This is a genomic window from Cetobacterium sp. 2G large (assembly GCF_014250655.1).
GTDB lineage: Bacteria > Fusobacteriota > Fusobacteriia > Fusobacteriales > Fusobacteriaceae > Cetobacterium_A > Cetobacterium_A somerae.
Window position 1 is genome coordinate 39,415 of sequence record NZ_JACHTH010000007.1, and the last position, 23,590, is coordinate 63,004.

The following is a 23,590-nucleotide window of genomic DNA, read 5'->3' on the forward strand; positions in this document are numbered from 1 at the left end:
ATATTGATATCTACAATTAATCTATTGAAAATAGTTCATTTTTCCTTTTTAATTTCAAAAGAAATCCATTGAATTTCAAAAATATTCATATCTATATAATAAAAACCATTAGTTTTTATTGTTTTTTTTAAAATTAATTTAAGAAAAATATTTATTTGTAAAGATGCTACAATTGATACGACAAAGCAAAGATTACCTGTTTTACTTTCCACTCCTTCAATGTTTTTTTTTGGATAAATTTGTTTTAATAATGTAAAATTAGGTAAAATACAACTGACTTGTCCAAAATATCCTGCAACTGCTCCATAAATAAGGGGTGTGTTGAAAATTTGACATTGTTCTTCGATATTGAACTTAGTAATTATATTATCACAGCAATCGAAAACGATATCTATGTCTTCAAAAATAGTTTTAAAGCAACATTCTTCAAATTTATAATTAAAAATTTCTACATCAATCAAAGAATTAATTGAGTTAATATATTTTTTTCCCTCTAAAACTTTAGAGAGACCAATATTTTTTTCTGTTGATAAAAGTTGGCGATTTAAATTAGTAATATCAAAATTATCAAAATCGATGAGTTTAATTTTATTTACTCCTAGTCGAGCTAAAGAGTCTAAAACAAATCCACCAAGACCACCAAGGCCAATAACTAAAATGTTTTTTTGTTTTATAATTTTTTGTTCAAATTCACTTAATGAGTCAAAATTTTTGATATATCTTTTTTCCATTAGCCACCACCAACAGGTGGAAAAATTGAAATAATATCGTCATCACAAAGTTTTGTATCTAAAGAGCGATGAAAGCCATTAACTAAAAATATAGATACTTGATCTTGTGAAATGTTAAAGATTTTAAGAAGTTGAACTCCTGTAATATCTTGATAAAATGGTATTTTTACAATATTTCCTCTATTATTTCTAAGAGTAGCAAAAAAGCGAATCTCTAACATAAGTCTTCTAATCCTAGTTTTTGTAAAGTTTCTTTTGTAGGAAAAGCATTTTCCCATCCACGAGCTTTGTAATATTCAGGAAGCATTATATCAAGTTTACTTTTAAGTCCTTTAGAAGGACCATCTACAATAGCTTCTTTTAAAAGACGTTTAGGAAGTTTGTCATCTTCAGGTTTCATTCCAGCTCTTTTATTGAAAATTCTTTCTAAGTTATAGATTCGTTCACCAGTATCTAAAAGTGATGTTACAGTGTGTTCAGTACCAGTAGCAGCATTTAAGAAGTTAGTATAATCCTCTGCATTAAGGGCAAAAGAAGTGAATAGACACATTCCCATAGAATCAATAACAGCAGTTAAATCTTGGAATATTTTAGTCCAAGAGGCTTTATTGTCTGTAACAGTTCGATCTAATAGCTCAGGGTGAGCTAAAATTTCAGGAGATATCATATAGCCTCTAACATGGCATCCCCCACGGTTACTAGTAGCATAATTTAAACCAATACCCTGTATCCCACGAGCATCATATGCAGGAAGTTCTTGTTTTTTAACAGACATTGAGATTTCAGGATGACCATAATACTCACACAATCTCTGTGAACCTAAAGCCATTAATTTACCGAGAGGAGTTTCTCCAAATCCAATTCTTTTTGTCCATTCAACTACAGCAATTTTACTTCCAAACTTTAAAGGAATGCCTTCGCAATCATTTTCAGAGATAAGGCCTTTTTCGTATAGTTCCATTCCAGCGGCAATAGTACAAGGTACAGATATTGCATCTAATCCAAGTTCATTGCACCAAAAATTAGCTTCATTAATTGTAGGTATATCGTAGACTCCACAATTTCCACCATATGCCCATAAAGTTTCATACTCAGGACCTCCAATTTCTTTTCCTTCTCGTTCTACAACTCGTCCACAACCTATTGGACATCGGTGACAGTTATATGTTCTTTTTAAATATTTTTCAGTAAGAGTTTCTCCACTTATATTTTCTGCATTTTGAGAATATGATCCTTGCCAATTATTTGTAGGAAAACTTCCAGTTTCATTTATAATATTTACAAGAACAGCAGTTCCATAAGTAGGTAGACCAGTACCAGTTACACCATCTTCTTTTATTTTTTTCATTGCTATAACTAATTCTTTTCTTAGAGCATCTGGATTATTGACAGGGATTGAATTTTTTGAGGAATTAACAACAATTGCTTTTAAATTTTTAGATCCCATAACAGCTCCTACTCCAGATCTACCAGCAGCTCGATCAGTGTCATTTATAATAGCAGCCATTAGAGAGAGATTTTCGCCGCCAGGAGCAATATTCAAAACAGAAGCTTGAGGATATTTCTCTTTTAAAAAAATATCAGTTTCGGTACTAGTTTTTCCCCAAACATGATGTGCATTTAAAATTTCGACTTTGTCATCATTAATATATAAATATTTAGGAGTACTACTTTTACCTTCTATGATAATGCCATCAAAACCTGAATATTTTAATTTAGCTCCCCATTCACCACCGGAGTTAGAGCAAGCAATCATACCAGTAAGAGGAGATTTTGTAACAACAACATATCTGCCACCTGTTGGAACAGATGCTCCAGTAACAGGTCCAGTCATAATAACTAATTTATTTTCGCTCGATAAAGGATCAACACTGGGATCGATTTCGTCTAAAAGAATTTTACTCCCTAATCCTCTTGCACCAATAAATTTTTTAGCAATTTCTAAATTTAAAGGCTCTACTTTTATTTCATTGGTTGTTAAATTGATTCTTAATAATTTTTCATTATATGATGTTTTCATAAATATATACCTCCATATAAATTATATTAATGACTATAAAAACCTATTATTGCGAGTATACCTCATAAATAAGTTATTATCAATAGAATAAGTTAAGAAAAAATATATCTTTTTCAAGAAATATGATAAGATAAATTCAACGATATTATTTGGAGGGGATGATGGAGTTTTTAATAACTATAATTGTAGCTATAGTTGGAGGGAAAATTGGTTTAAAATTAAAAATACCAGCAGGAGCTATGATTGGATCTATGGTTTTGGTTTCGATTTTTAATTTATTTTCAGGTAAGGCTATAATGCCACAAGAGTATAAGGTGTTGACACAGATAGCTACAGGGGCATTTATTGGTGCAAGAATAGAAAAGAAGGACATTTTAGGATTAAGAGAGGTATTAAAGCCAGCAATACTAATAGTTAGTTGTATGGCATTAATGAATTTTATTTTAGGATATGTACTTTATAAGAATTCATCATTAGATTTAGCAACAGCATTATTTTCAACTGCTCCTGGTGGCATGATGGATATGACTCTGATTGCTCATGAATTAAATGCTGATTCAGCTAAGGTTGTGATGTTTCAACTAATTAGATTAATATCTGTAATTGGAGTTATTCCTATTTTTTTAAAAAAAATAATAAGAAAAAAAGGAGAGGCTGAAGTAGTAAAAACTTATGAAAAAAGTAAATCTGATAAGAAAAATAGTTTAGAGAATATAATTTTAACAATAATTGTTGGAATTGTAATAGGGTATATAGGGTATTTATCAAAAGTACCAGCAGGAGCCTTAAGTTTTTCTATGATTGGAGTTGGAATATTTAATATTTTTTTGAATAGAGGAGTTATGCCAATTCCTTTGAGACAATTAATTCAGATGTTTGGAGGAGCTTTGATAGGAACTAAAGTATCTTTAAAAGATGTTTTAGAAATGGGACAGTTATTACATTTGGTTGTTATTGTTATTGTAGGATTTTTATTTATGAATATTATTATTGGTTTAATAGTTTATAAGTCAAGTAACTTTAATATAGCAACGTCTCTTTTTTCAGCAGCACCAGGAGGAGTATCAGATATTTCTATTATTGCAAGTGAAATGGGAGCAGATACTCCAAAAGTTGCGATTATCCAGTTAATGAGATTGGTATCAATTGTAAGTTTTTATCCTATATTAATTCAAATTATTGTAAAAATAATAAAATAAAAAAGAACTCTTAAAAAATTAGAGTTCTTTTTATTATATTTTAAAATTAAAGTAGTGGTTTAATCGAATTTTTAAGTTCATCACAATTTGTAAATAATACACTATGAAAACCTATTTTTTTAGCTTCTTCAATATTATCGAAATTATCATCTATAAATAGTGTTTCACTAGGATCTAAATTATATTTTGAAAGAAGAATTGCATATATAAAATGATCAGGTTTTAAAGTATTAACTTGATATGAAATAACGCCACCATTTCCAATTCTTAAAAAATCATGCTTATTATACATTTTCTCATAAACATCTTTTTGAAAGTTAGAAAGATAATAAATATTATATCCATAATCTTTTAATGATTTTAAGAGATTAACGTTTGCTTCAATAGGAATAAGCATTTCGTGCCACTTATCAAGAACAATAGATATCTCTTTTTTTAAATCAGGGGCTTTTGTCTTAAAAATCTTTTCAGCAACTTCATAGTCGATAGAACCACGATCTAACTCTTTCCATTCGTCACTTAAAAAAATTAATTTGTATAACCTATCTTCAATATTTTTTTCAAATCCTAATCCTTTTAAAAATTCTTGTGGATGAAAATCTAGCAGAACATTACCAATATCAAATACTATATTTTTCATAATGCCTCCTTTAAAAAATAATTTAGGGTTATTATAAACATACCTCATAAATAAGAAAACATCAATAGCAATTTATAAAAAATCTTTTTCTTTTACAAAAAGTTTTTTTATATTTTTTAAAGTTCCAAAGATAATGACTTTATCGCCATTCTCTAAAATACTTTCACCAGTTACACCAATAGATACATCCTCATTTTTTATAATAGTTAGAATTTGGAGAGTGTAGTTTAAACGAATATTAGAATTTTTTAATTGAACGTTAGATAATTCCTCAGGAAGATTAGTTATTGTAACTTCAGCAATAACTTCAGTTTTAAAAACTCCAAGAATCATTATCGGATTATGCTGATTTTTAAACATTGCTTTAATACCAATTTTACTTATAAAACGATCGAAATTATTTTTTACAAAATTAACTTTTAAAAGAGAGTACCAGATAATAATGAGTGCAATTATTGCTATAAGAACTTTAACAATTAAATGAAAAACATTTCCATCAGTTAATCTCATAAAAAAATTTATAACCATGGAAACAATTGTAACAGAAAATATATAACCAAAAAGAATTGTTACAAAAGCCAATTTTCTTCGTTTTCTAGAAGATGTAATAAGCTCACTTTCAACAGTTGTAAAACCACAAGTTGTTAGCATAGAAATTACTTGAAAACGTGCAGTTTCTTCTGTAAGTCCAGTAAGTCTAAATAAAATAGTAAATATCTCACAAATTAAAAGATAGGTTAACATTAAGCTAAAAAATGCTAATATTGCGAAATCAGTACTCATAACACCACCTTTAAAATCTATTTAGTTAAAAATAATTATGATATATTAAAATACTATTAAAAAAATAAAATCCTTTTTAATTAAATATAAAATTCAATAATATTTAAATAAAGAATATGTTATAATAAAATTAAAAAAATAGTTAGGAGTTAGATAATGAAAAAATTAGTATTATTTATAGCAATATTATCACTGGTTGGTTGTATGAAAAAAGAAGTTAAATTTGGAGATGAAAATTTAGAATTAAAAGGAACTAAATTATATTATAAAGATAAGTTATTTACAGGTTTTATTACCCAAGAAGTACCTTTTACTGATAAAGTTATAAAAGTAGAGTATGTAAATGGAGTTATAAAAACAGAAAAATAAAAAAGATATCTTAAGGGTATCTTTTTTTTATTTAAAAGGAATACTTATATATTTTTAGAAAAAATACATAAGTAAATTTTGGGAGGATGAGAGTATTATGGAGTTTAAATTTAAATTTTTAGGTAAAACTTGTTGGTTTTTAGAAGTTGACAAAAAATTTAAAATCGGTTGTAATCCATCATTTATTTTAAAAAAAAATAGTGATGTTAAATTAGTTTCTCCTATGGATGATTCTTTTAAAAATATAAAGCTTTGGTTAATTACAGAGTGTAATCCTGATTCTTTTGACGAAGAAGGAGTTAAGGTTATAGAAGATGAAGCTAAGATTGTTTCAAGGAAAGAGTGTGGAAAATATTTACGAGATAAAAAAAATGCAAATATCTATTTTGTAGATTGGTTTAAAAAAATAGACCTAGAGATAAAAGGTTATAAAATAGTAGTTGAGGTTATCCCAACATATAAAGGAGGAGGTTTTTTATCAAATCCAATATTAGGAAAAGCAAATGGGTATCTTGTAACTATAGTTGATAGACTTGGTAAAATAAAAAGAATTTATGTTACAGGAGAAACAATTTATCAAGAGAATATAATAAAAACATTGATATATTATCCTATAGATATTATGATTGCAAATATAGGACATATAAAAAATAGTTATTTCAGTGGGGAAAAAAGTATGGATTTGGTTATGCTAAATAGCTTTATAAGAACATTGAATCCTACTGAAGTGATAACTATCTTTTCAAAAGGTGAAAGTTCTAGAAAAGAAATGAAAAAATATATAGAATTAATTGAAGTTGGAGAAGAAAAAGATATATAAAAAAGGATGAAGAAAAAATTCTTCATCCTTTTATTTTTTTACATAAACATGCTAACTCCAGGTCCAATAGGTAATCCTAAGTAAGTCCATGCAATAAACATAATTGACCATCCAATTAAGAATACTAATGAATATGGAAGCATCATCGCAATGATAGTTCCAATTCCCATAGATCCTTCTTTTTCCTCATATTTAGATGCAAATCCAACTATGATAGGGAAATATGACATTAGAGGAGAAATTATATTAGTAGTTGAATCTCCAATTCTATATGCTAATTGAGTATACTCAGGAGTTAATCCTAATTCAACGAACATAGGTATGAAAACAGGAGAAAGCATTAACCACTTAGAAGAAGCTCCACCAATAAATAAGTTAACAAATGCAGTTAAGAATATTAATCCTACAGCTGCCCAAATTCCAGATATTCCAAGATCTTTTAAAACATCAGCTAATTTAACAGCAATAACAATTCCTATATTTGATTTAGAGAAAACGTATACGAATTGAGCAGAAACAAAGATAATAACTAAAACTTGTCCACAAGAAGCCATTGCTTTAGTCATTGACTTAATAACATCTTTGTGTGACTTTACAGTTTTTGCTGCAACACCATAAGCAAGTCCAGGAATAAAGAATGCTAACATAAGAATGTAAACAATAGAATCACTAAAGAAAGGTTTTAAAATTTCCATAGTTCCAGGTTCTCTATTATTTTCAGCTATAAACTTTGTAATTTCTTCAGGAGTTAATCTGAAAATAGCATTTTCAGGAATAACCATAAGTAAAACTACAATAATAAATCCGATTGTCGCTAATCCAGCAGCTCTTAATCCTTTTTTCTCTTCAGGACTAATTTGGTCGTTTAAGTTAATATCAACTTTAGGACCATTATAGTCTCCTAATCTAGGTTCAACAACTTTATCTGTTATCCAAGCTCCAACAGCTGTTATAAAGAAAGTAGAAGCAAACATAAAGAAGAAGTTTGCAGTTGGAGTAACAGAATATCCAGGTAAAACAATTTGTGCTGCAGATGTTGTAATTCCACCAAGTAATGGGTCAGTAGTACCGATTAAAAGGTTAGCAGAGAATCCACCAGAAACTCCAGCGAAAGCAGCTGCAATACCAGCAAGTGGATGTCTTCCAAAAGATAAGAAGATTACTGCTCCAAGGGGAATTAAAACAACGTACCCAGCATCTGATGCAATATTTGACATAACTCCAGCAAAAACAACAATAGCTGAAACTAGTTGTTTAGGAGTTGAAATAACAATTTTTTTAATTATAGAGTTAAGTAATCCAGTTCCCTCAGCTAAACCAACTCCAAGCATAGCAACAACAATTGATCCCAGTGCCGCATGTCCTGTAAAGTTTTTAACTGTTGAACCGAAAATTCCTCTAATACCGCTTCTAGTTAAAAGGTTTTGAACATAAGTTGTTTTTTCAATAACTTGTCCAGTAGTTCTTGAGATTTCTTTATAGTTTACAGAAACACCAGTGTAAGAAAGTATCATAGAAAATATAATAGTTATCACAAAGAAACCAAAGAACATGGCAACTGGATGAGGTAACTTATTTCCTGTAACTTCAACAAAGTTTAAGAATCTCTCAAAAAAGCTCATTTTTTTTGTTGCAGATTTTGTAGACATTTTTTCCTCCCTAATAATAAAGTGAATTTGTGGAATAAGTGCAAAAATTGAAAATATTTTTTCACAATTTCCATTTATGAAATATATCGAGTCTATTGATGTGGTATAGACTCAACTGATTTTATCATAATTTGTTCTATAAAGCAATACAAAAATCAAAAAAAACAAATAAAAAACGCATTTAATAAATCATTAAATGCGTTTTACAAACTTATAGTTTTTAAAATAAACAATTATTTGGAAAAAGAACTTGCATTTTCTCCAGCAATTTTACCAAAAACAGTTATATCAACAACGGCATTTCCACCTAATCTATTAGAACCATGTATTCCACCAGTAACTTCACCAGCAGCATAAAGGCCTTTTATAGGCGTTCCATTAGATAAAACTTCAGTGTTTTCATTTATTTTGATTCCTCCCATAGTATGATGAACGGCAGGAGCAACTTCTACACTATAAAAAGGACCTTGTGATAATGAAGTTGGTAAACTTTGTCTATTAAATTCAGAATCAACACCAGTTTTTACACTTTCATTATATTTTGAGAAAGTTTTCTCTAACTCTTTAGAAGGAATATCTAAATTTTTAGCGAGTTCTTCAATTGTATTTCCTTTAGTTAAATATCCTTTTTTATCATAACTATCTATAGCTTTTAAACTCTTTTTAACATTTTCATCAAACATAAGGTATGCACTTCCACCTTTTTGATTAAGTTCTGCTTTAGAAACAACGTCTCTAGTATCTAACTCATTAATAAATCTTTTTCCATCTCTATTAACAAGAATAGCTCCATTACCTCTAACAGCTTCAGTAATCATAACACTATTAGTAGGGATAACTGTTGGATGTGTTTGAATTTGTTCCATATCAACTAAATCAACATTAAGTGGCTTAGTCATAATTATTCCGTCACCAGTAGCACCTTTGTGATTAGTAGTTCCAAATCCTTTTAGAGAAGCAACATTTTCAACAATTAAATCTGAGTTAGCTCCAAAACCACCAGTGGCAATAACAACAGCTTTAGAGTTTATATTATATTTTTGTCCATTTGGAGCTTTAACGATAATTCCTTTAACAGCTTCACCATCGTAAATAATAGATTCAGCAAAAGTTGATAATCTAATATCAACACCTGATTCTTTTGCAGTTTTAGAAAGAGCTGCAATCATATTTGGTCCAACAGGAGCTCCGCCAGTAGGTCTATGTGTTCTATCTACACTTTGTCCTCCCATTCTTCCAAGATCAGTTAAATCAGCACCTTTTTCTATTAGCCAGTCTACAATTTCAGCAGAAGAATTAGCCATTTTTTCAACTAAAGTTTTATTATTAGTATTCTTTCCACCTTTCATAGTATCATCTATAAAAATTTCAACAGAATCTTTAATACCTTTATTTTTTTGAATAGAAGTTTCAGCGGCATTAAGTCCACCAGTGGCATAATTTGTATTTCCTCCAAGAATAGCTGCTTTTTCAACTAATATAACATTTGAACCCTTATCTTTAGCAGCAATAGCAGCAGAAAGTCCTGCTCCACCTCCACCAATAATAACAACATCTGTTGTAACATCGTTATAAACAATAACTTTTTTTTCTTTTGGAGTTAATTTTGCTTTAGATTCTTTAATAGCTCTATCTACAGCTCTTTTTAGCCCAACACTAGTAGAAGTAGCCCCTGCAACGTTATCTACTTTAACAGATTGAGTTTCAATAATATCAGCGATGATAGAATTCATACCATCTTTTGTAAAATCACTTTCTTTTTCTTCTAAAATATTGATATTTTTGATTTCATTATTTACAATATCAACTTTTACTTTAATATCACCATTGTATCCTTTAGCAGAAGAAATAAATTCTTTTCCTTGAGCTAAAGTTGTCATTAAAAGTAAAGAAGTAAAAAAACTCATATACTTTTTGTTAAAAAATTTCATAAATATAACCCTCCCTTAATTCATGTATGTAATAATACTAATATACAACTTTAATAGTTTAAAATAAAAGTGAATAAAAATCAAGATAAATATAATAAAAAATGACGGAAAGTACAAATTCCGTCATTTTTTTATTCTAAACTATTTTTTTACCATGATATTCTGTGCTTGGAATTAATTTATTGATTTGTTGAAAATTATCAGATGTAACTCCACCACACACGATAATTTTTATTTTATCTTGAGCAATTTTAATAAATTTATTTAAAAGTTCAGCTCCTTCAAAAGCAGTAGCTTTTTTACCAGATGTTAAAATTCGATCTATTCCAACTTCTGCTAGTGTCAATATTTCATTTTCTGGATTTTCGATTTCGTCAATAGCCTTGTGAAAAGTTATGCTCATAGGCTTTGCAAGTTCAACAAGCTCTTTTAAAAGAGGATAATCAATTTTATTATCTTTTGTTAAAACTCCAAAAACAACTCCAAGTACACCAAGCTCTTTACAAACCTTAATATCTTCTTTCATAATTTCAATTTCAGCTTGAGAATAGCAGAAGTCTCCACCTCTAGGTCTAATCATTACAAAAGCAGGAATAGCAAGTTCTCTAACTTTTTTAATAGTTCCATAAGATGGAGTTGTTCCACCTTCAAATAGATTTTCGCAAAGTTCAACTCTATTTGCGCCTTTATTTATAGCAATAATAGCTTCAGAATATGAGCCAACGCAAGCTTCTAGTGTTATCGGAGATTTGATTATTTTAATTTCATCGTTTGGAAAAATAATTCCTCCTTTTAATACCTTTGCAAAAACACCCTCACGAGGCATTATACAATCCCCAACTCTATGATATATTTTACAGTGGTGATGGCATTGTTTTCCTTTTTGAGTTATTTCAAGAAGAGCTGTGCCAATTTGTAATATACTACCAACGGCAAGATTTTTTAAGTCTATACCTTGGATTATTAGATTTTCTCCAAAAGCTCCAAAATCAACATTTCCACCCTTATTATTGAAATCATCGATTTTTTCAAGTTCTAATAAACTAATTTGTCTATGCCAATTTCCTCCATGAGCATCTTTTTCTAATCCAAAGTTTTCAATTAAAACTCCACTTTCAACAACAACTTTTTCAGTCCCCTTATTTTCACTTATACAAATTGCTATAACTTTTCCCATGTTATCCTCCTATTTTGTTCATGCCCTTTAATTCTATATCATTAATATTTTCACTATTATCCATGTGATGTTCTTTTGGCTTTTTATTGTAGATAGCTTTTTCAATAATCATTGCTAAAGTTTCTACAGAAGTCTCATCTTTTAAATAAGGCATTAAATCAATTCCTTTGTTATAATGTAAACATAGTTTCAAAAAGCCATTAGAGGTTACTCTAACTCGATTACAACTATCGCAGAATCTATTCGAAAGAGGACTAATAAAACCGATCTCTCCCATAAACCCGGAAACTTTATAATAAGAAGCTGGTCCGTCAGTAGAGAGGTTTGAATTTTTTTCTAACAAATAATGTTTTTTTATAAGATTTAAAATATCTGAATTTTTAACAGAAGTAAATTTTTTACCTTCTCCAATTGGCATTATTTCAATAAAACGCACACCAATATCTAAATCTTTGGTTAAATTGACAAAGTCTAAAATTTCATTATCATTGATACCTTCCATAATAACAACATTTAAACGTATTTTTTCAAAATTTTTTAAAGTTGCTTCTTTAATAGTTTTAAAAACTTTATCAAAATTACCACCACGAGTAATTTCATTATATTTTTTAGCGTTTAAACTATCTAAACTTATATTAATTCTATTTAATCCATTTTTCTTGAATAAATCTAAATTTTCTAAAAGTTGAAATCCATTTGTAGTAATAGCAATTTTTTCGATTCCTTTAATATGATTTATTTTTTCTAAAATTTCATTAAAATCCTTTCTAACTAAAGGTTCGCCACCTGTTATTCTAACTTTTTTTATACCAATTAAAGAAAAAGCTTTAACAATTTTTTCTATTTCATTACTATTTAGTAAATCACAATTGTTATAAAAGTTTGTATCTTTTTCAGGAAGACAATATTTGCACCTTAAGTTACAATGATCTGTAATAGATAATCTTAAGTAGTTTATTTGTCGTTTATTTTTATCTAACATGGACACTCCTTTATAATAAGTTTACAAATTAATTTTCATAATCTTTTTTGAATTCGATTTTAGCATTAAGAAACTCTTCCATTTCCTGTAAAAGTTGAAATAAAGTAGCTCTATTTTCAAATTCAGCTCTAGTTTTGGGCAGAGGAAAATTTGAGAATAGTTCTTTTAATTCTTTATGCTCTTCAATTAACGGAGTAGTTTTTTTATTAACTTCAACATTTTCTGAAACTTTAGCTATAAATTCAGCAATGATAAGACTATATTCGTGAGTAATGTATAATCTTTTAAAACACGTTCTCATCCTAGTTAAAATTCTATACTGTCTTCTTCTCATAGAAAAAAAGTTTAAATTTTCATTACATTTATCAAAGAGAGTGTTATCGTAATCTAATAAAGAGAACTTTCGTCCCTCTTCTATTGTAGCTTTTAATGATTTGAAGTTTTTATCTTCATTAACAGAGACACAACTACATTTTAAACTTTCAGAAATATCTGAAAGAATTTGTTTTAAAATTAAATCAACTTTCATTTTGATTAAATCTATTGTTTTGGAGTTAGTGGGCATATAAAGATTTAAAATATTTCCAACAGATAGTCCTAAAATTAAAACATAAAATTCATTGAGTAAAAAATCAAGAGAAATTGATTTTTCGCTTAGAATATGTGTTGCTAGAACAGTAGTAACTAAGAATCCTTGAACAATTCTAAATTTAATACATAATGGCATAAAAAGAAGTATAAAAATTCCTAATGTAATATAGTGATATCCTAAAAATGATGATAACAGTATAAAAAGTGACATTCCTAGAATAACTGCGAAGAAACGTTCAATTGTAATTTTTATACTATCACTTTTAGTTGCCTGAATAGAAATAATAGCAATAATACTCGCAGTAAGACCATACTTTATTCCAAAATAATCTGCAAGATAATACGATAAAAAAGAAGCTAAAGCTGTTTTTATAACTTTATGATCAAAATACTTAAACATAATAACTCCTTTTAATTAAAAATACTAAATTTAAAATTTTCTGCAATCTCTTCAAGAACAGCAATGCCACCAATAGAGTTTCCTTTTAAATCCAGAGAAGGGCCAAAAACACCAATACCCATTTTTCCAGGAATTACAGATAAGATTCCACCACCTACACCAGATTTTGAAGGAATACCAACTTTTATTGCAAATTCACCAGAACCATCATACATTCCACAAGTCATCATTAGTGTTTTAGCAATAGTAGCGATATGTTCGCTAACGACTCTATCTCCATTTTCTAGAACTCCTCCTCTAGCTAAAAATAATCCAATCTTAGCTAAATCGATAGCAGTAACTTCAATAGAACATTGTTTAAAATAAACATCTAAAACATCTTCAACATCACCAGATATAAGACCTTCACCTTTTAGAAAATAAGCCATAGAACGGTTTTTATTTCCAGTTTCTTTTTCACCTTTATAAATATCTTCGTTAACTTTTAAATTATTATTTCCAGATATTAATTTAATAAAATTAAGGACTCTTTCAAACTTTTCAGCACTACTTTTTCCTTTGATCATAGAACATACTTCAATAGCACCTGCATTAATCATAGGATTAAATGGTTTTCTCATTCTACCAGTTTCTAATTTTCTAATAGAATTAAAAGCATCACCACTAGGTTCCATACCTACTTTAGAAAAAACATATTTTTCTCCTTGGTCAAGTAAGGCTAACATTAAAGTTAAAGGTTTTGAAATACTTTGAAGAGTAAATTTTACATCAGCATCACCAGCTATAACAATCTCTCCAGATGTATCAATTATACATATACCTAAATGATTTTTATTAGCGGTTGATAAACCAGGAATATAATCAGCTACTTTTCCTAATTCACACATATATTTATTTCTATTAATAACACCTTCTAAAAAACTTTTCATAAGCATCCTCCATAATTATGTAATTCTTACTTAGATTATATATAAAAAAAAGAAAAATATCAAAATAAATAATAATCTCACTTGAGTTCTTTATATTTTTTTCTAAATTGTAATGGTGTGTATAGAAATTTATTTTTAAAATTTAGAGAAAATTTACTAGAATTTGAAAAATTTAATTTAGATGCAATTTCTGTTACAGATAGTTTAGTTTCTATAAGAAGAGTTGATGCATACTCGAGCTTTTTATTTATAATGTACTTAGAGGGGCAAATATTGTAATTTTTTTTAAAAAGTTGAATTAAAATATTTTTATTAAAACCAAATATACTTTGTAGTTGACTTATTGATAAATTAGGATTCTCCAAATTATTATCAATAAATTTTGTTATTTTTAAAATATTACTTTCAGAAAGCACTTTAAAATTTAAACTATTCTTTTCTTCTAAAAGCTCTAAAATTATTTTAGTTAGAAAATTTAAAATAAGAATTTGATTATTTTTTAAAGTATTTAAGTTTTCAAATAAAAAAGAGGAATTTTTTTCAATTTTCCAAGGTAATTTTTTCATAGAGTAATTAATTTCTTTAATATTAAAGTCTTTAAGAAACTTATCTTTAATGTGTATTGTAAGATAGTTAATATCATTTGTTAAAACTTTGTATTGTCCTAAAGAGATTCCATTAGTTACAAGAGCTTCGTTTTCATTTAAAATAATTGTATCTTTTTTAAAACCAATTTGTCCGAGTTCACAAAATCTAATAGTTAAACCAAAGCTAGAAAATAATGATGGGTTAAACTCTTGAAAAAAATTTTTTTTAATTAAAATAATATCACAATATTTATCAGAATATATTTCATAAAATTCTTTATCCGAAGAAAAATATTCTAGTTTCTCTTGAAACATCTCTTTATTAAAATCATAAACATTAGATATTAAAGATGTATTTTTAACTAAAAAATCAATAACTGAATAAGTATATTTATTAGTTTTTTTAATGGCCTCTATACTTTGAAATGAGTCTAAGGAATATATAGATCTATTTCGATAGTACTCTAAAGCTAACTTAAAATTTTTTTCTTTAGTTTTATTTGTTATAAAAATTGAAGATTCTGTTTTATTTAAAATATCAAATATATCAAAGTGTTTATTTAAAGCTTTTTCATGGAAAAAAGTTATTATTTCTAGTTGGTCTTCTAAAATAAATTCTTGGACACTTTCTATAAAAAATTTGTATAGATTAAGAATCTTTAAGTACTCATAAAAAAGGATTTTATTATTATTTTTTATTAAATCTTCTAATTTGTAGATAATATTTTGATTCATTAGCTCACTTCCTAAATTTTATTTATTATAATATATTATATTTTTTTTAAAAACAATCTTTTTATCTAAAAAAAAGTGAAAAAAAGTACTTTTCTATCCTTTAAATTAAGGGTAATGTGTATAAAAATTGTAAAATATTAGTTTGTGAAAAAAATAATGTTGTTTTTTGTTATAAAAAAAGTGACTAAAAGATATTTTTTATAGAAAGAAAAAATTTTATACTCAATAAGGTTAATAATATTTTTAAGGAGGGAAAAATTGAGTGTAAAGGTCAATAAAAAAGAGTATGAATTTATAAAAAACAAAACTCTTTTAGCCTTTTTAAGTGAACTGGGTATAGTAATTCCAACGTTATGTCATGATGAGAGAATTAAAAATAATGATCAAGAGTGTGGAATTTGTGTTGTAGAGGTAGATGGTAAGCTAGAGAAAGCTTGCGAAATAATATTAAAAGATAACTCTATAATACAGACTCATAGTAAATTGGTACTTAAAAAACGAAAAGAGATATTAGAAAATATAATTAAAAATCATGCGTTAGATTGTTTAGGATGTAAAAAATCAGGTGAGTGTAAGTTACAAGATTATTGTTATGAATATGAGATTCACCAAAGTAAAAATGAATTTAAAGAAATGTTGCCCATAGATAGTTCTAATCCATTTTATACAATAAATCCTAATAAATGTATAGCATGTGGAAAATGTGTAGAAATTTGTAAAAATCTTCAAGGAAGTAATATACTAGAGTTAAAAGAAGAGAATGGAAGAAAATATGTTAGTCCTATAAAAGAAGATAAGGTTAATAACACTAAGTGCATGTCTTGTGGAAATTGCGTAAGTGTGTGTCCAGTAGGAGCATTATTGCCAAAGGAAAAGGAGCAATTTAGGTTATGGGAAACAAGTAGTGTTAGAACCACTTGCTCATATTGCGGTGTAGGATGTCAAATTGATTTTTTAGTAAAAAATAACAAGATAGTTGAGGCAAAACCAGCAAACATACCTCCAAATGATGGATTGTTATGTGTAAAAGGTAAATTTGGTTATAAATTTGTAAATCATCCAGATAGAATAAATACACCTTATATAAGAAGAGATGGTAAGTTGGAAAAAGCTTCTTGGGAAGAAGCATATAATCTTATTCAAAAAAATATGATAGAGATAAAAGAAACGTATGGTTCAGATTCTTTTGGTGGGTTAACTTCAGCAAGATGTACAAATGAGGATAACTATATTTTTCAAAAACTTTTTAGGGCGGTAATTGGAACAAATAATGTTGACCATTGCGCTCGTCTTTGACACAGTTCAACAGTTGCCGGGTTAGCAACTACGTTGGGAAGTGGAGCTATGACTAATAGTATAGAAGAAGTTGTAGACTCAAAAGTTATCTTTATAATAGGGTCAAATCCTAGAGAAAATCACCCTGTTATAGGAGCTAAAATAAAAACAGCTAAATTAAATGGCGCAAAAGTGATTGTTGCCGATCCAAGAATGATCGATTTAGCTAATGATGCAGATGTATTTTTACAATTAAATTTAGGAACAAATATCGCACTTATTAATGGGATGATTCATGTAATAATAAAAGAGAATTTATATAATAAAGAATACGTAAAGAGAAATACAGAAAATTTTGAAGAATTAGTAAAATTAGTAGAAAAATATACACCAGAATATGTAAGTAACGTATGTGGGGTATCAAAAGAGCTAATAGAAAAAGCTGCAAGAATTTATTCAAGTAACGTAGCATCAATTTTTTATGCTATGGGAATAACACAACATAAAGCTGGAACTAATGGAGTGATGAGTTTATCTAATTTAGCCTTATTATGTGGAAATATAGGGGTTAAATTTGGTGGAATTAATCCTTTAAGAGGACAGAATAATGTTCAAGGTTCTTGTGACATGGGAGGACTTCCAGATTCATATCCAGGATATCAAAAAGTCTATAATCCAAAAATTAAAGATAAATTTGAAAAAGAGTGGGATGTAGAGTTAAGTGATAAAATAGGATATACAATTCCAGAGATGATGCATAGAGCTTCACATCATGAATTAAAATGTCTTTATATAATGGGAGAAAATCCAATGGTTTCAGATCCAGATATCAATCATATAAAGCATGCTTTAGAGTCTTTAGATTTTTTAATTGTTCAAGATATATTTATGACTGAAACAGCTCAGTTAGCAGATGTTGTTTTACCAGCATTGTCTTTTGCTGAAAAAGATGGAACATTTACTAATACTGAAAGAAGAATTCAAAGAGTTAGAAAAGTTGTAGATAGAGATGGTGTAGAACCTGATTGGAAAATTATAAATAATATAATGAATATTTTAGGTTATGAGAAAGTTTATAAATCAGCGGAAGAGATAACAAAAGAAATAGCAAGAGTAACTCCTCAGTATGAAGGATTAGATTATAAAATAATTGATAAGTTGGGAATAGCTTGGCCTATAGGAGAAAATAAAAAAGGTACATCAATATTGCATATAGATAGTCCGATGAGAGGAAAGGGATTGTTTGTTCCTTCGGTACAAGAGTTATTAGGAGAAAATCAATGTAGTCAATATCCATATTTATTAACAAATGGTAGAAATTTATATCACTATCATACGAGAACTATGACTGGAAAAGTAGATGGATTAAATGAAAAATCTCCAGATTCATATATTGAGATACATCCACAAACAATGAGAAAATTAAATATAACAAATAATGAAATTATAAAAGTTATATCTAGAAGAGGAGAAATTTTAACGAGAGTAACTCCTAATGAAGGAATATTAGAAGAGCTATTCTTTATGCCTTTCCATTTTGCAGAGGGAGCTTGTAACGTATTAACTGGAGCAGATCGTATAGATGAAAAATGTGGAATTCCAGAATTAAAAGTAACAGCAGTAAGAATAGAGAAGTTAATTTAGTGGAGGAATTATGAATTTTCAAATAGAAATTGATGGAGTTTTAACAGATATAGAATCTACACAAACACTTTTAGAAAAATGCAAAGAGCTGGGTATAAATATACCCACTCTTTGTCATCATGAAGATTTGGGGTCACAAAAAGTTTGTGGAATTTGTGTTATTGAATGTAACGGAGAGCTTTTGAAATCTTGTGAAACATATCCTCAAGAGAATATGATTATAAAAACTAAAACTCCAAAAATAATTGAAAAAAGAGAAAAAATATTAAAAAATATTATGGAAAATCATCCTAATGATTGTTTAACTTGCGAAAAATCAAAAGGAGATTGTGAATTACAAAACATATCTTTTGAATATAATATAGTTAATAGAAATTTAGTAGATATAAGAAAATATGAAATAGATAATAGCTCATCAGGTATAACTAGAAATATGAATAAGTGTATTTTGTGTGAAAGGTGTGTTGCTATCTGTAAAGAAGTTCAAGGATTAGGAATTTATGAAGTTATTAAAGCTGATGGAGTTAAAGAGATTGTTATAAAAGATGGAAAGTTATTAGGAGAGAGTAAATGTGTTTCTTGTGGTCAATGTATAAAGATATGTCCAGTTGGTGCTTTAACAGAAAAAAATAGTGTGACAGAGCTAAATAGACTTTTAAAAAATTCACAAAAGCATATTGTTGTTCAAATGGCGCCAGCTATAAAGCATACAATAGGAGAAGAGTTTTTTATTACACCAGGAGTAGATGTGACTTCAAAAATGGTTGGAGCTTTGAAAAAATTAGGATTTGATAAAGTTTTTAGTACAGATTTTTCAGCAGATGTAACAATAATGGAAGAAGGAACTGAGTTGATTGAAAGATTAATGAAGGGTGATAGAGAATTACCAATGTTCACTTCTTGTTGTCCAGGTTGGGTAAATTACGTAGAAAAATCATATCCAAACTTTATTAAAAATTTATCAAGTTGTAAATCTCCTCAACAAATGTTTGGTGCACTAGCAAAATCTTATTATTCAAATACATTAAAGATCCCTAAAGAAGATATATATGTTGTTTCAATTATGCCATGTACTGCTAAAAAAGGTGAAAGTGAAAGAATAGAAATGCAAGAGAATGGGATTAGAGATGTTGATTTAGTTATAACAACAAGAGAGTTTGCTAAGTTAATAAAAATGAATAATATAGATTTTAATTCATTACCTGATGATTTAACGTATGATTCGTTTATGGGATTAGGATCCAGTGCAGGAAGAATTTTTGGATCTTCTGGTGGAGTTATGGAAGCAGCATTAAGAACAGTAAGTCATATTTTAACTGATGGTCAACTAAAGCAAATAGAGTTTAAAACTTTAAGAGGATTTGAAAATGTAAAATCAGCAGAGATAATTTTAGGAGAAAGAAAAATTAAAGTAGCTGTAATAAATGGTATTGGATCAGCTAAAAAAGTTTTAGATGCTATTGAAAAAAATAAAATTTATTTTGATTTTATAGAAGTAATGGCTTGTTATGGTGGATGTATAAGTGGAGGAGGAGCACCTATTCCAGATAGTTTAGAAGTTAGAAAAAGTAGAATGAAAGGGATGTATTTATTTGATTCTAATTCGACTTTAAGAAAATCTCATGAAAATATAGAGGTAATTAACCTTTATAAAAACTATTTAAAAGAACCTTGTGGACACAAAAGTCATCATATTCTACATACTACATATTCGAATAAAACAAAAGTATGAAATATAAAAAAAGTGTAATTTTATTAGCTGGAGGAAAGGGAAGTAGATTAAATTATATTGATAAAAGTTTTTTAGAATTTAAAGGAAAACCATTTTTTGAAATTATAATAGAAAAACTTGGAAATTTTTCAGAAGTTATAATAATATCCAATTCTCCAGAAAAATATTTAAAGTATAATGTTAAAGTAATAAAAGATGATGTGAAAGATATTGGTCCAATAGGTGGAATTTTTACAGGATTAAAGAATGCTTTAAATGACGAGTGTTTAGTATTGTCTTGTGATACTCCATTTATAAAAAAAGAGTTTATTGAGTATTTAGGGAAAATAAAAGGAGATTACGATATTTCGGTACCTGTACATAATTTTTATAAAGAGCCTCTTTGTGCATTATATAAAAAGAATAGTTTAAAAGAAATAAGTGACTCTATTAAAAAAAGAGAATTTAAAATAGCTAAAATTTTTCAGAAATTAAATGTAAATTGGATAAATATTAATAAATTAAAAAACTCAGAAGAGATATCTAAAGGTTTTTTTAATATTAATACTTTTGAAGATTTAGAAATAATAAAAAAAATGTAGGATAAATTTTAAATTTATCCTATTTTAATTTCATTCTATTTTAGTATAAAAAAAATTAAAATAAAACAAAAAGAATAAAAAAAGTTGTAAAAAAACTAGTATGATAGTATAATTATTCATATTTTATGAGGAGGGATTATAATGAAAAAGTCCGTATTTTTAACAAGTTTATTAATATGTGCAAATATTTATGCAGGAGAAATTTTAATGGGGACCACGACATCGCTAGATGATACAGGGTTTTTAACTGAGATTTCAAAAACATTAAAAAATGAAAAAGGAATTGAATTAAAATGGATTGCTAAAGGGACAGGAGAAGCCTTAGAACTTGGAAAAAGGGGAGATGTAGATATTTTATTTACTCATGATCCGGGAAGAGAAAAAAAGTTTATAGAAGATGGATACGGAGTAAAAAGATACCCGTTAATGTATAATTATTTTGTAGTTGTGACTGATAATGAGAAAGATTTAACAAACTATCCTAAAAACTTAAATAAATTATTAAGCAAGATAGCAACAGAAAATTTAATCTTTATATCAAGAGGTGATAAATCAGGTACACACTCTAAAGAATTAGCTATGTGGAGAGAAGCACAAGTTGATAAGAATTTTAAAAATTATAAAGAAGCTGGATTAGGAATGGCTAAAACTCTAAATTTAACTTCTGAATTACAAGGATTTACATTATCTGATAGTGGAACATTTTTAAAAGTAAAAGAAAATTTTAAATTACAAGAAGTGCCTTTAGATGAAAAAGAACCTTTAAAAAATATATATTCAATTTTAGAACTATCAAATGTTCAAGAGTCAAAAAAAGATGATATTAAAATATTTATAGAGTTTATGCAGTCAAAAGAAGCAGAAGAAATAATGAAAAATTATGGGAAAAGTGAATTTGGTACACCATTATTTTTTGTAGGTAATTAATGTGGATAAAGAGATAATAGAGATTGTTTTACTATCTTTATTTGTGACAGGAGTTGCAAGCATTTTAAGTTCAATAGTTGGATTTTTTATAAGCCTTGGGTTATTTTTTAGAAAAGATAAAATTTTTAAAAAAATATTGGAGTTTTTTAGAGCTTTAACAGGAGTCCCAACAATAATATTTGGATTAGTAGTACTTCTAATGCTTTCAAGGAGAGGAATTTTGGGACCTTTAAATCTGCTGTTTACACCAACAGCAATAATAATAGCACAATTTTTATTGCTATTGCCACTTGTTATAACATTATGTTCAGAACTTTTAGAAGATGATGGTAGTAGAATTTTAACAACTTGTAAAATTTTACATATACCGTCGAATAAATTAAATAGAGTTTTTTTTAGAGAGTTAAAAACTAGGTTTTTAGGAATATTTTTAGTAGCTTTTGCCAGAGGAATTTCTGAAGTAGGATCGGTTATGTTAGTTGGAGGAAATATTAAAGGTCATACTAGGGTAATGACAACATATATAGCCTTATCAACATCTATGGGAAACTATAATACTTCTTTAGTAATAGCGTTAATTTTATTTAGTATTTCTTTTCTATTAAATTTCTTAATAAAATGGGTGAAATAATTGATAGAGATAAAAAATTTAAAAAAATATTATGAAGATAGACTAATTCTAGAGATAACAAATTTAAATTTTTCTAAAGGAAAAATTTATTCAATATTGGGAAGAAATGGTGCTGGAAAGAGTACTCTTTTAAAAATATTAGGTGGTATTTTATCTTATGATGAAGGAAATTTAAGATATGATAGAGATAATGTAATTTTATCTACACAAGAACCACTATTTTTTAAAGGAAATGTTATTTATAACTTAACTGAACCATTTAAATTGAGAAATTTGAAAGTAGAATTAGATAAAGTAACTATTTTTTTAAAAGAGTTTCAAATAGAAAAATTGAAAGAATCATCAGTAGATAATTTGTCTGGTGGAGAAAAAGCAAAAATTCAATTTATTAGAACAATTCTTTATAATAAAAAAATATTACTTTTAGATGAACCTACCGCAAGTATGGATAAAAAAAGCACATATGTAGTAGAAAGAATATTGAGTGAATTAAGGGATATGGGGTGTTTAATAATTATAGTAACACATGATTACGAACAAGCAGTAAGAATAAGTAATTATATTTATGAAGTAGATGAAGGAAAAATAATACAAAGGGGGACGTAATGTCTAAAGGTTTAATTAATAAGGTTTTTGATAAAGAAACTACAAGAAGAGAATTTTTAAAATTAACTGGAAAAGGAGTGGCTGGATTTGCAGTAACCTCTTCAATCTTGTCAATGTTTGGTTTTGGTGAAGAAGCAATGGCGGCAACAGCTTTACCAGAAGGGTTATTAGTAGTGGATAGATCGAAATGTACAGGGTGTCAGCGTTGTGAAATAACATGTACATTACAAAATGATGGAAAAGTTCAACCATTTTTATCTCGAATTAAAGTTGGGGAAAATTATAACTTTGGAACAACAGGCCCTAAAATAAATTATCAGTATGAAGATGGGCAAATGGGGAATTTAAAGATGTCTCCAGTAACATGTAAGCAATGTAGAGAACCGTTTTGTGCTAATGCTTGTCCTAATGGAGCTATAGTAGCTGATGCAAGAACAGGTGCAAGAGTAGTTTTAAAAGATAAATGTGTAGGATGTGGAGTTTGTACAGAAGCATGTCCATGGAATTTACCTACAATAGATACAGAAAATGGATATGCGACAAAATGTACAACTTGTGGGTCATGCGTTAGAGGATGCCCTACAGATGCTTTAAAAGTTATTAAGTGGGAAGATATCAGCAAAGCACATTTTTTTAGTAAGAGATAATTGA

The 23,590-nt window shown here is 27.8% G+C and carries 22 protein-coding genes and 1 pseudogene; 10 read left to right on the plus strand and 13 right to left on the minus strand.

Annotated elements, in window-relative coordinates:
* Nucleotides 1-35: 35 nt before the first annotated feature.
* The 3 genes from H5J23_RS10875 to H5J23_RS10885 are packed head-to-tail and all read right to left on the minus strand — an operon-like array spanning nucleotide 36 to nucleotide 2,751.
* Nucleotides 36-731 carry a ThiF family adenylyltransferase gene (locus H5J23_RS10875; RefSeq protein ID WP_023051071.1) on the minus strand — a complete coding sequence of 232 codons (696 nt, stop codon included), beginning with the start codon at nucleotides 729-731 and terminating at the stop codon, nucleotides 36-38.
* Nucleotides 731-952: a MoaD/ThiS family protein gene (locus tag H5J23_RS10880; protein WP_185892242.1), complete on the minus strand. Its 222-nt coding sequence runs from the start codon at nucleotides 950-952 to the stop codon at nucleotides 731-733. The genes H5J23_RS10875 and H5J23_RS10880 overlap by 1 nt, the downstream gene beginning before the upstream one ends.
* The gene (locus H5J23_RS10885; protein WP_185892244.1) at nucleotides 946-2,751 is read right to left on the minus strand and encodes an aldehyde ferredoxin oxidoreductase family protein; all 1,806 of its coding nucleotides are present in this window, start codon (nucleotides 2,749-2,751) and stop codon (nucleotides 946-948) included. The genes H5J23_RS10880 and H5J23_RS10885 overlap by 7 nt, the downstream gene beginning before the upstream one ends.
* Nucleotides 2,752-2,912: 161 nt before the next feature.
* Between H5J23_RS10885 and H5J23_RS10890 the strand changes: the two genes are divergently transcribed.
* Entirely contained in the window at nucleotides 2,913-3,950 is a 1,038-nt protein-coding gene (locus tag H5J23_RS10890; RefSeq protein ID WP_185892245.1) for an AbrB family transcriptional regulator, read from the plus strand.
* 46 nt (nucleotides 3,951-3,996) lie between these two features.
* On the opposite strand, the gene H5J23_RS10895 is transcribed toward H5J23_RS10890, so the two are convergent.
* Together H5J23_RS10895 and H5J23_RS10900 are read right to left on the minus strand one after the other, a co-directional pair.
* Nucleotides 3,997-4,590 carry an HAD-IA family hydrolase gene (locus H5J23_RS10895; protein ID WP_185892247.1) on the minus strand — a complete coding sequence of 198 codons (594 nt, stop codon included), beginning with the start codon at nucleotides 4,588-4,590 and terminating at the stop codon, nucleotides 3,997-3,999.
* Nucleotides 4,591-4,662: 72 nt separating this feature from the next.
* On the minus strand, nucleotides 4,663-5,373 hold the full coding sequence (locus H5J23_RS10900; protein WP_185892249.1) for a hypothetical protein: 711 nt from the start codon (nucleotides 5,371-5,373) through the stop codon (nucleotides 4,663-4,665).
* Between the two features lie 156 nt (nucleotides 5,374-5,529).
* Here H5J23_RS10900 and H5J23_RS10905 point away from each other — a divergent pair, with 156 nt between their 5' ends.
* Entirely contained in the window at nucleotides 5,530-5,742 is a 213-nt protein-coding gene (locus H5J23_RS10905; protein WP_023051465.1) for a hypothetical protein, read from the plus strand.
* A gap of 97 nt (nucleotides 5,743-5,839) precedes the next feature.
* Nucleotides 5,840-6,562 (plus strand): MBL fold metallo-hydrolase, encoded by a 723-nt coding sequence (locus H5J23_RS10910; protein WP_023051466.1) that lies wholly within the window; start codon nucleotides 5,840-5,842, stop codon nucleotides 6,560-6,562.
* 38 nt (nucleotides 6,563-6,600) lie between these two features.
* Here the strand turns inward: H5J23_RS10910 and H5J23_RS10915 are convergent, their stop codons facing one another.
* The 8 genes and pseudogenes from H5J23_RS10915 to H5J23_RS10950 all read right to left on the minus strand — a co-directional run bounded on the left by H5J23_RS10915 (nucleotide 6,601) and on the right by H5J23_RS10950 (nucleotide 15,543).
* Nucleotides 6,601-8,211, minus strand: a complete 1,611-nt coding sequence (locus tag H5J23_RS10915) for an AbgT family transporter (RefSeq protein WP_023051467.1) — start codon at nucleotides 8,209-8,211, stop codon at nucleotides 6,601-6,603.
* A gap of 233 nt (nucleotides 8,212-8,444) precedes the next feature.
* Nucleotides 8,445-10,142: a flavocytochrome c gene (locus tag H5J23_RS10920; protein ID WP_255494410.1), complete on the minus strand. Its 1,698-nt coding sequence runs from the start codon at nucleotides 10,140-10,142 to the stop codon at nucleotides 8,445-8,447.
* A 136-nt stretch (nucleotides 10,143-10,278) separates the two neighbouring features.
* Nucleotides 10,279-10,884 (minus strand): copper homeostasis protein CutC, encoded by a 606-nt coding sequence (locus tag H5J23_RS14335; protein WP_040407763.1) that lies wholly within the window; start codon nucleotides 10,882-10,884, stop codon nucleotides 10,279-10,281.
* Nucleotides 10,885-10,914: 30 nt separating this feature from the next.
* Nucleotides 10,915-11,319: pseudogene (locus H5J23_RS14340) on the minus strand (MOSC domain-containing protein); the annotation flags it as partial.
* Nucleotide 11,320: 1 nt separating this feature from the next.
* The gene (gene moaA, locus H5J23_RS10935; RefSeq protein ID WP_185892250.1) at nucleotides 11,321-12,301 is read right to left on the minus strand and encodes a GTP 3',8-cyclase MoaA; all 981 of its coding nucleotides are present in this window, start codon (nucleotides 12,299-12,301) and stop codon (nucleotides 11,321-11,323) included.
* 28 nt (nucleotides 12,302-12,329) lie between these two features.
* Nucleotides 12,330-13,292: an aromatic acid exporter family protein gene (locus tag H5J23_RS10940; protein ID WP_023051471.1), complete on the minus strand. Its 963-nt coding sequence runs from the start codon at nucleotides 13,290-13,292 to the stop codon at nucleotides 12,330-12,332.
* An 11-nt stretch (nucleotides 13,293-13,303) separates the two neighbouring features.
* Nucleotides 13,304-14,221 carry a glutaminase A gene (gene glsA / locus H5J23_RS10945; protein ID WP_040407759.1) on the minus strand — a complete coding sequence of 306 codons (918 nt, stop codon included), beginning with the start codon at nucleotides 14,219-14,221 and terminating at the stop codon, nucleotides 13,304-13,306.
* Between the two features lie 77 nt (nucleotides 14,222-14,298).
* The gene (locus H5J23_RS10950; RefSeq protein WP_040407761.1) at nucleotides 14,299-15,543 is read right to left on the minus strand and encodes an AraC family transcriptional regulator; all 1,245 of its coding nucleotides are present in this window, start codon (nucleotides 15,541-15,543) and stop codon (nucleotides 14,299-14,301) included.
* A 258-nt stretch (nucleotides 15,544-15,801) separates the two neighbouring features.
* Between H5J23_RS10950 and fdhF the strand changes: the two genes are divergently transcribed.
* From fdhF to H5J23_RS10985, 7 genes are all read left to right on the plus strand, one after another.
* Entirely contained in the window at nucleotides 15,802-18,462 is a 2,661-nt protein-coding gene (gene fdhF, locus H5J23_RS10955) for a formate dehydrogenase subunit alpha (protein WP_185892252.1), read from the plus strand.
* 10 nt (nucleotides 18,463-18,472) lie between these two features.
* Complete coding sequence (locus H5J23_RS10960) at nucleotides 18,473-20,194, plus strand: 2Fe-2S iron-sulfur cluster binding domain-containing protein (RefSeq protein WP_221892828.1); 1,722 nt, start codon at nucleotides 18,473-18,475, stop codon at nucleotides 20,192-20,194.
* The gene (locus H5J23_RS10965) at nucleotides 20,191-20,775 is read left to right on the plus strand and encodes a molybdenum cofactor guanylyltransferase (RefSeq protein WP_185892254.1); all 585 of its coding nucleotides are present in this window, start codon (nucleotides 20,191-20,193) and stop codon (nucleotides 20,773-20,775) included. The genes H5J23_RS10960 and H5J23_RS10965 overlap by 4 nt, the downstream gene beginning before the upstream one ends.
* Nucleotides 20,776-20,916: 141 nt before the next feature.
* Nucleotides 20,917-21,702 (plus strand): substrate-binding domain-containing protein, encoded by a 786-nt coding sequence (locus H5J23_RS10970; protein WP_185892256.1) that lies wholly within the window; start codon nucleotides 20,917-20,919, stop codon nucleotides 21,700-21,702.
* A gap of 1 nt (nucleotide 21,703) precedes the next feature.
* Complete coding sequence (locus H5J23_RS10975) at nucleotides 21,704-22,333, plus strand: ABC transporter permease (RefSeq protein WP_023050501.1); 630 nt, start codon at nucleotides 21,704-21,706, stop codon at nucleotides 22,331-22,333.
* Nucleotides 22,334-22,939, plus strand: coding sequence for an ATP-binding cassette domain-containing protein (locus H5J23_RS10980; protein ID WP_023050500.1), 606 nt, complete (start codon nucleotides 22,334-22,336; stop codon nucleotides 22,937-22,939).
* Nucleotides 22,939-23,586 carry a ferredoxin-like protein gene (locus H5J23_RS10985; RefSeq protein WP_023050499.1) on the plus strand — a complete coding sequence of 216 codons (648 nt, stop codon included), beginning with the start codon at nucleotides 22,939-22,941 and terminating at the stop codon, nucleotides 23,584-23,586. The genes H5J23_RS10980 and H5J23_RS10985 overlap by 1 nt, the downstream gene beginning before the upstream one ends.
* Nucleotides 23,587-23,590 lie beyond the last annotated feature (4 nt).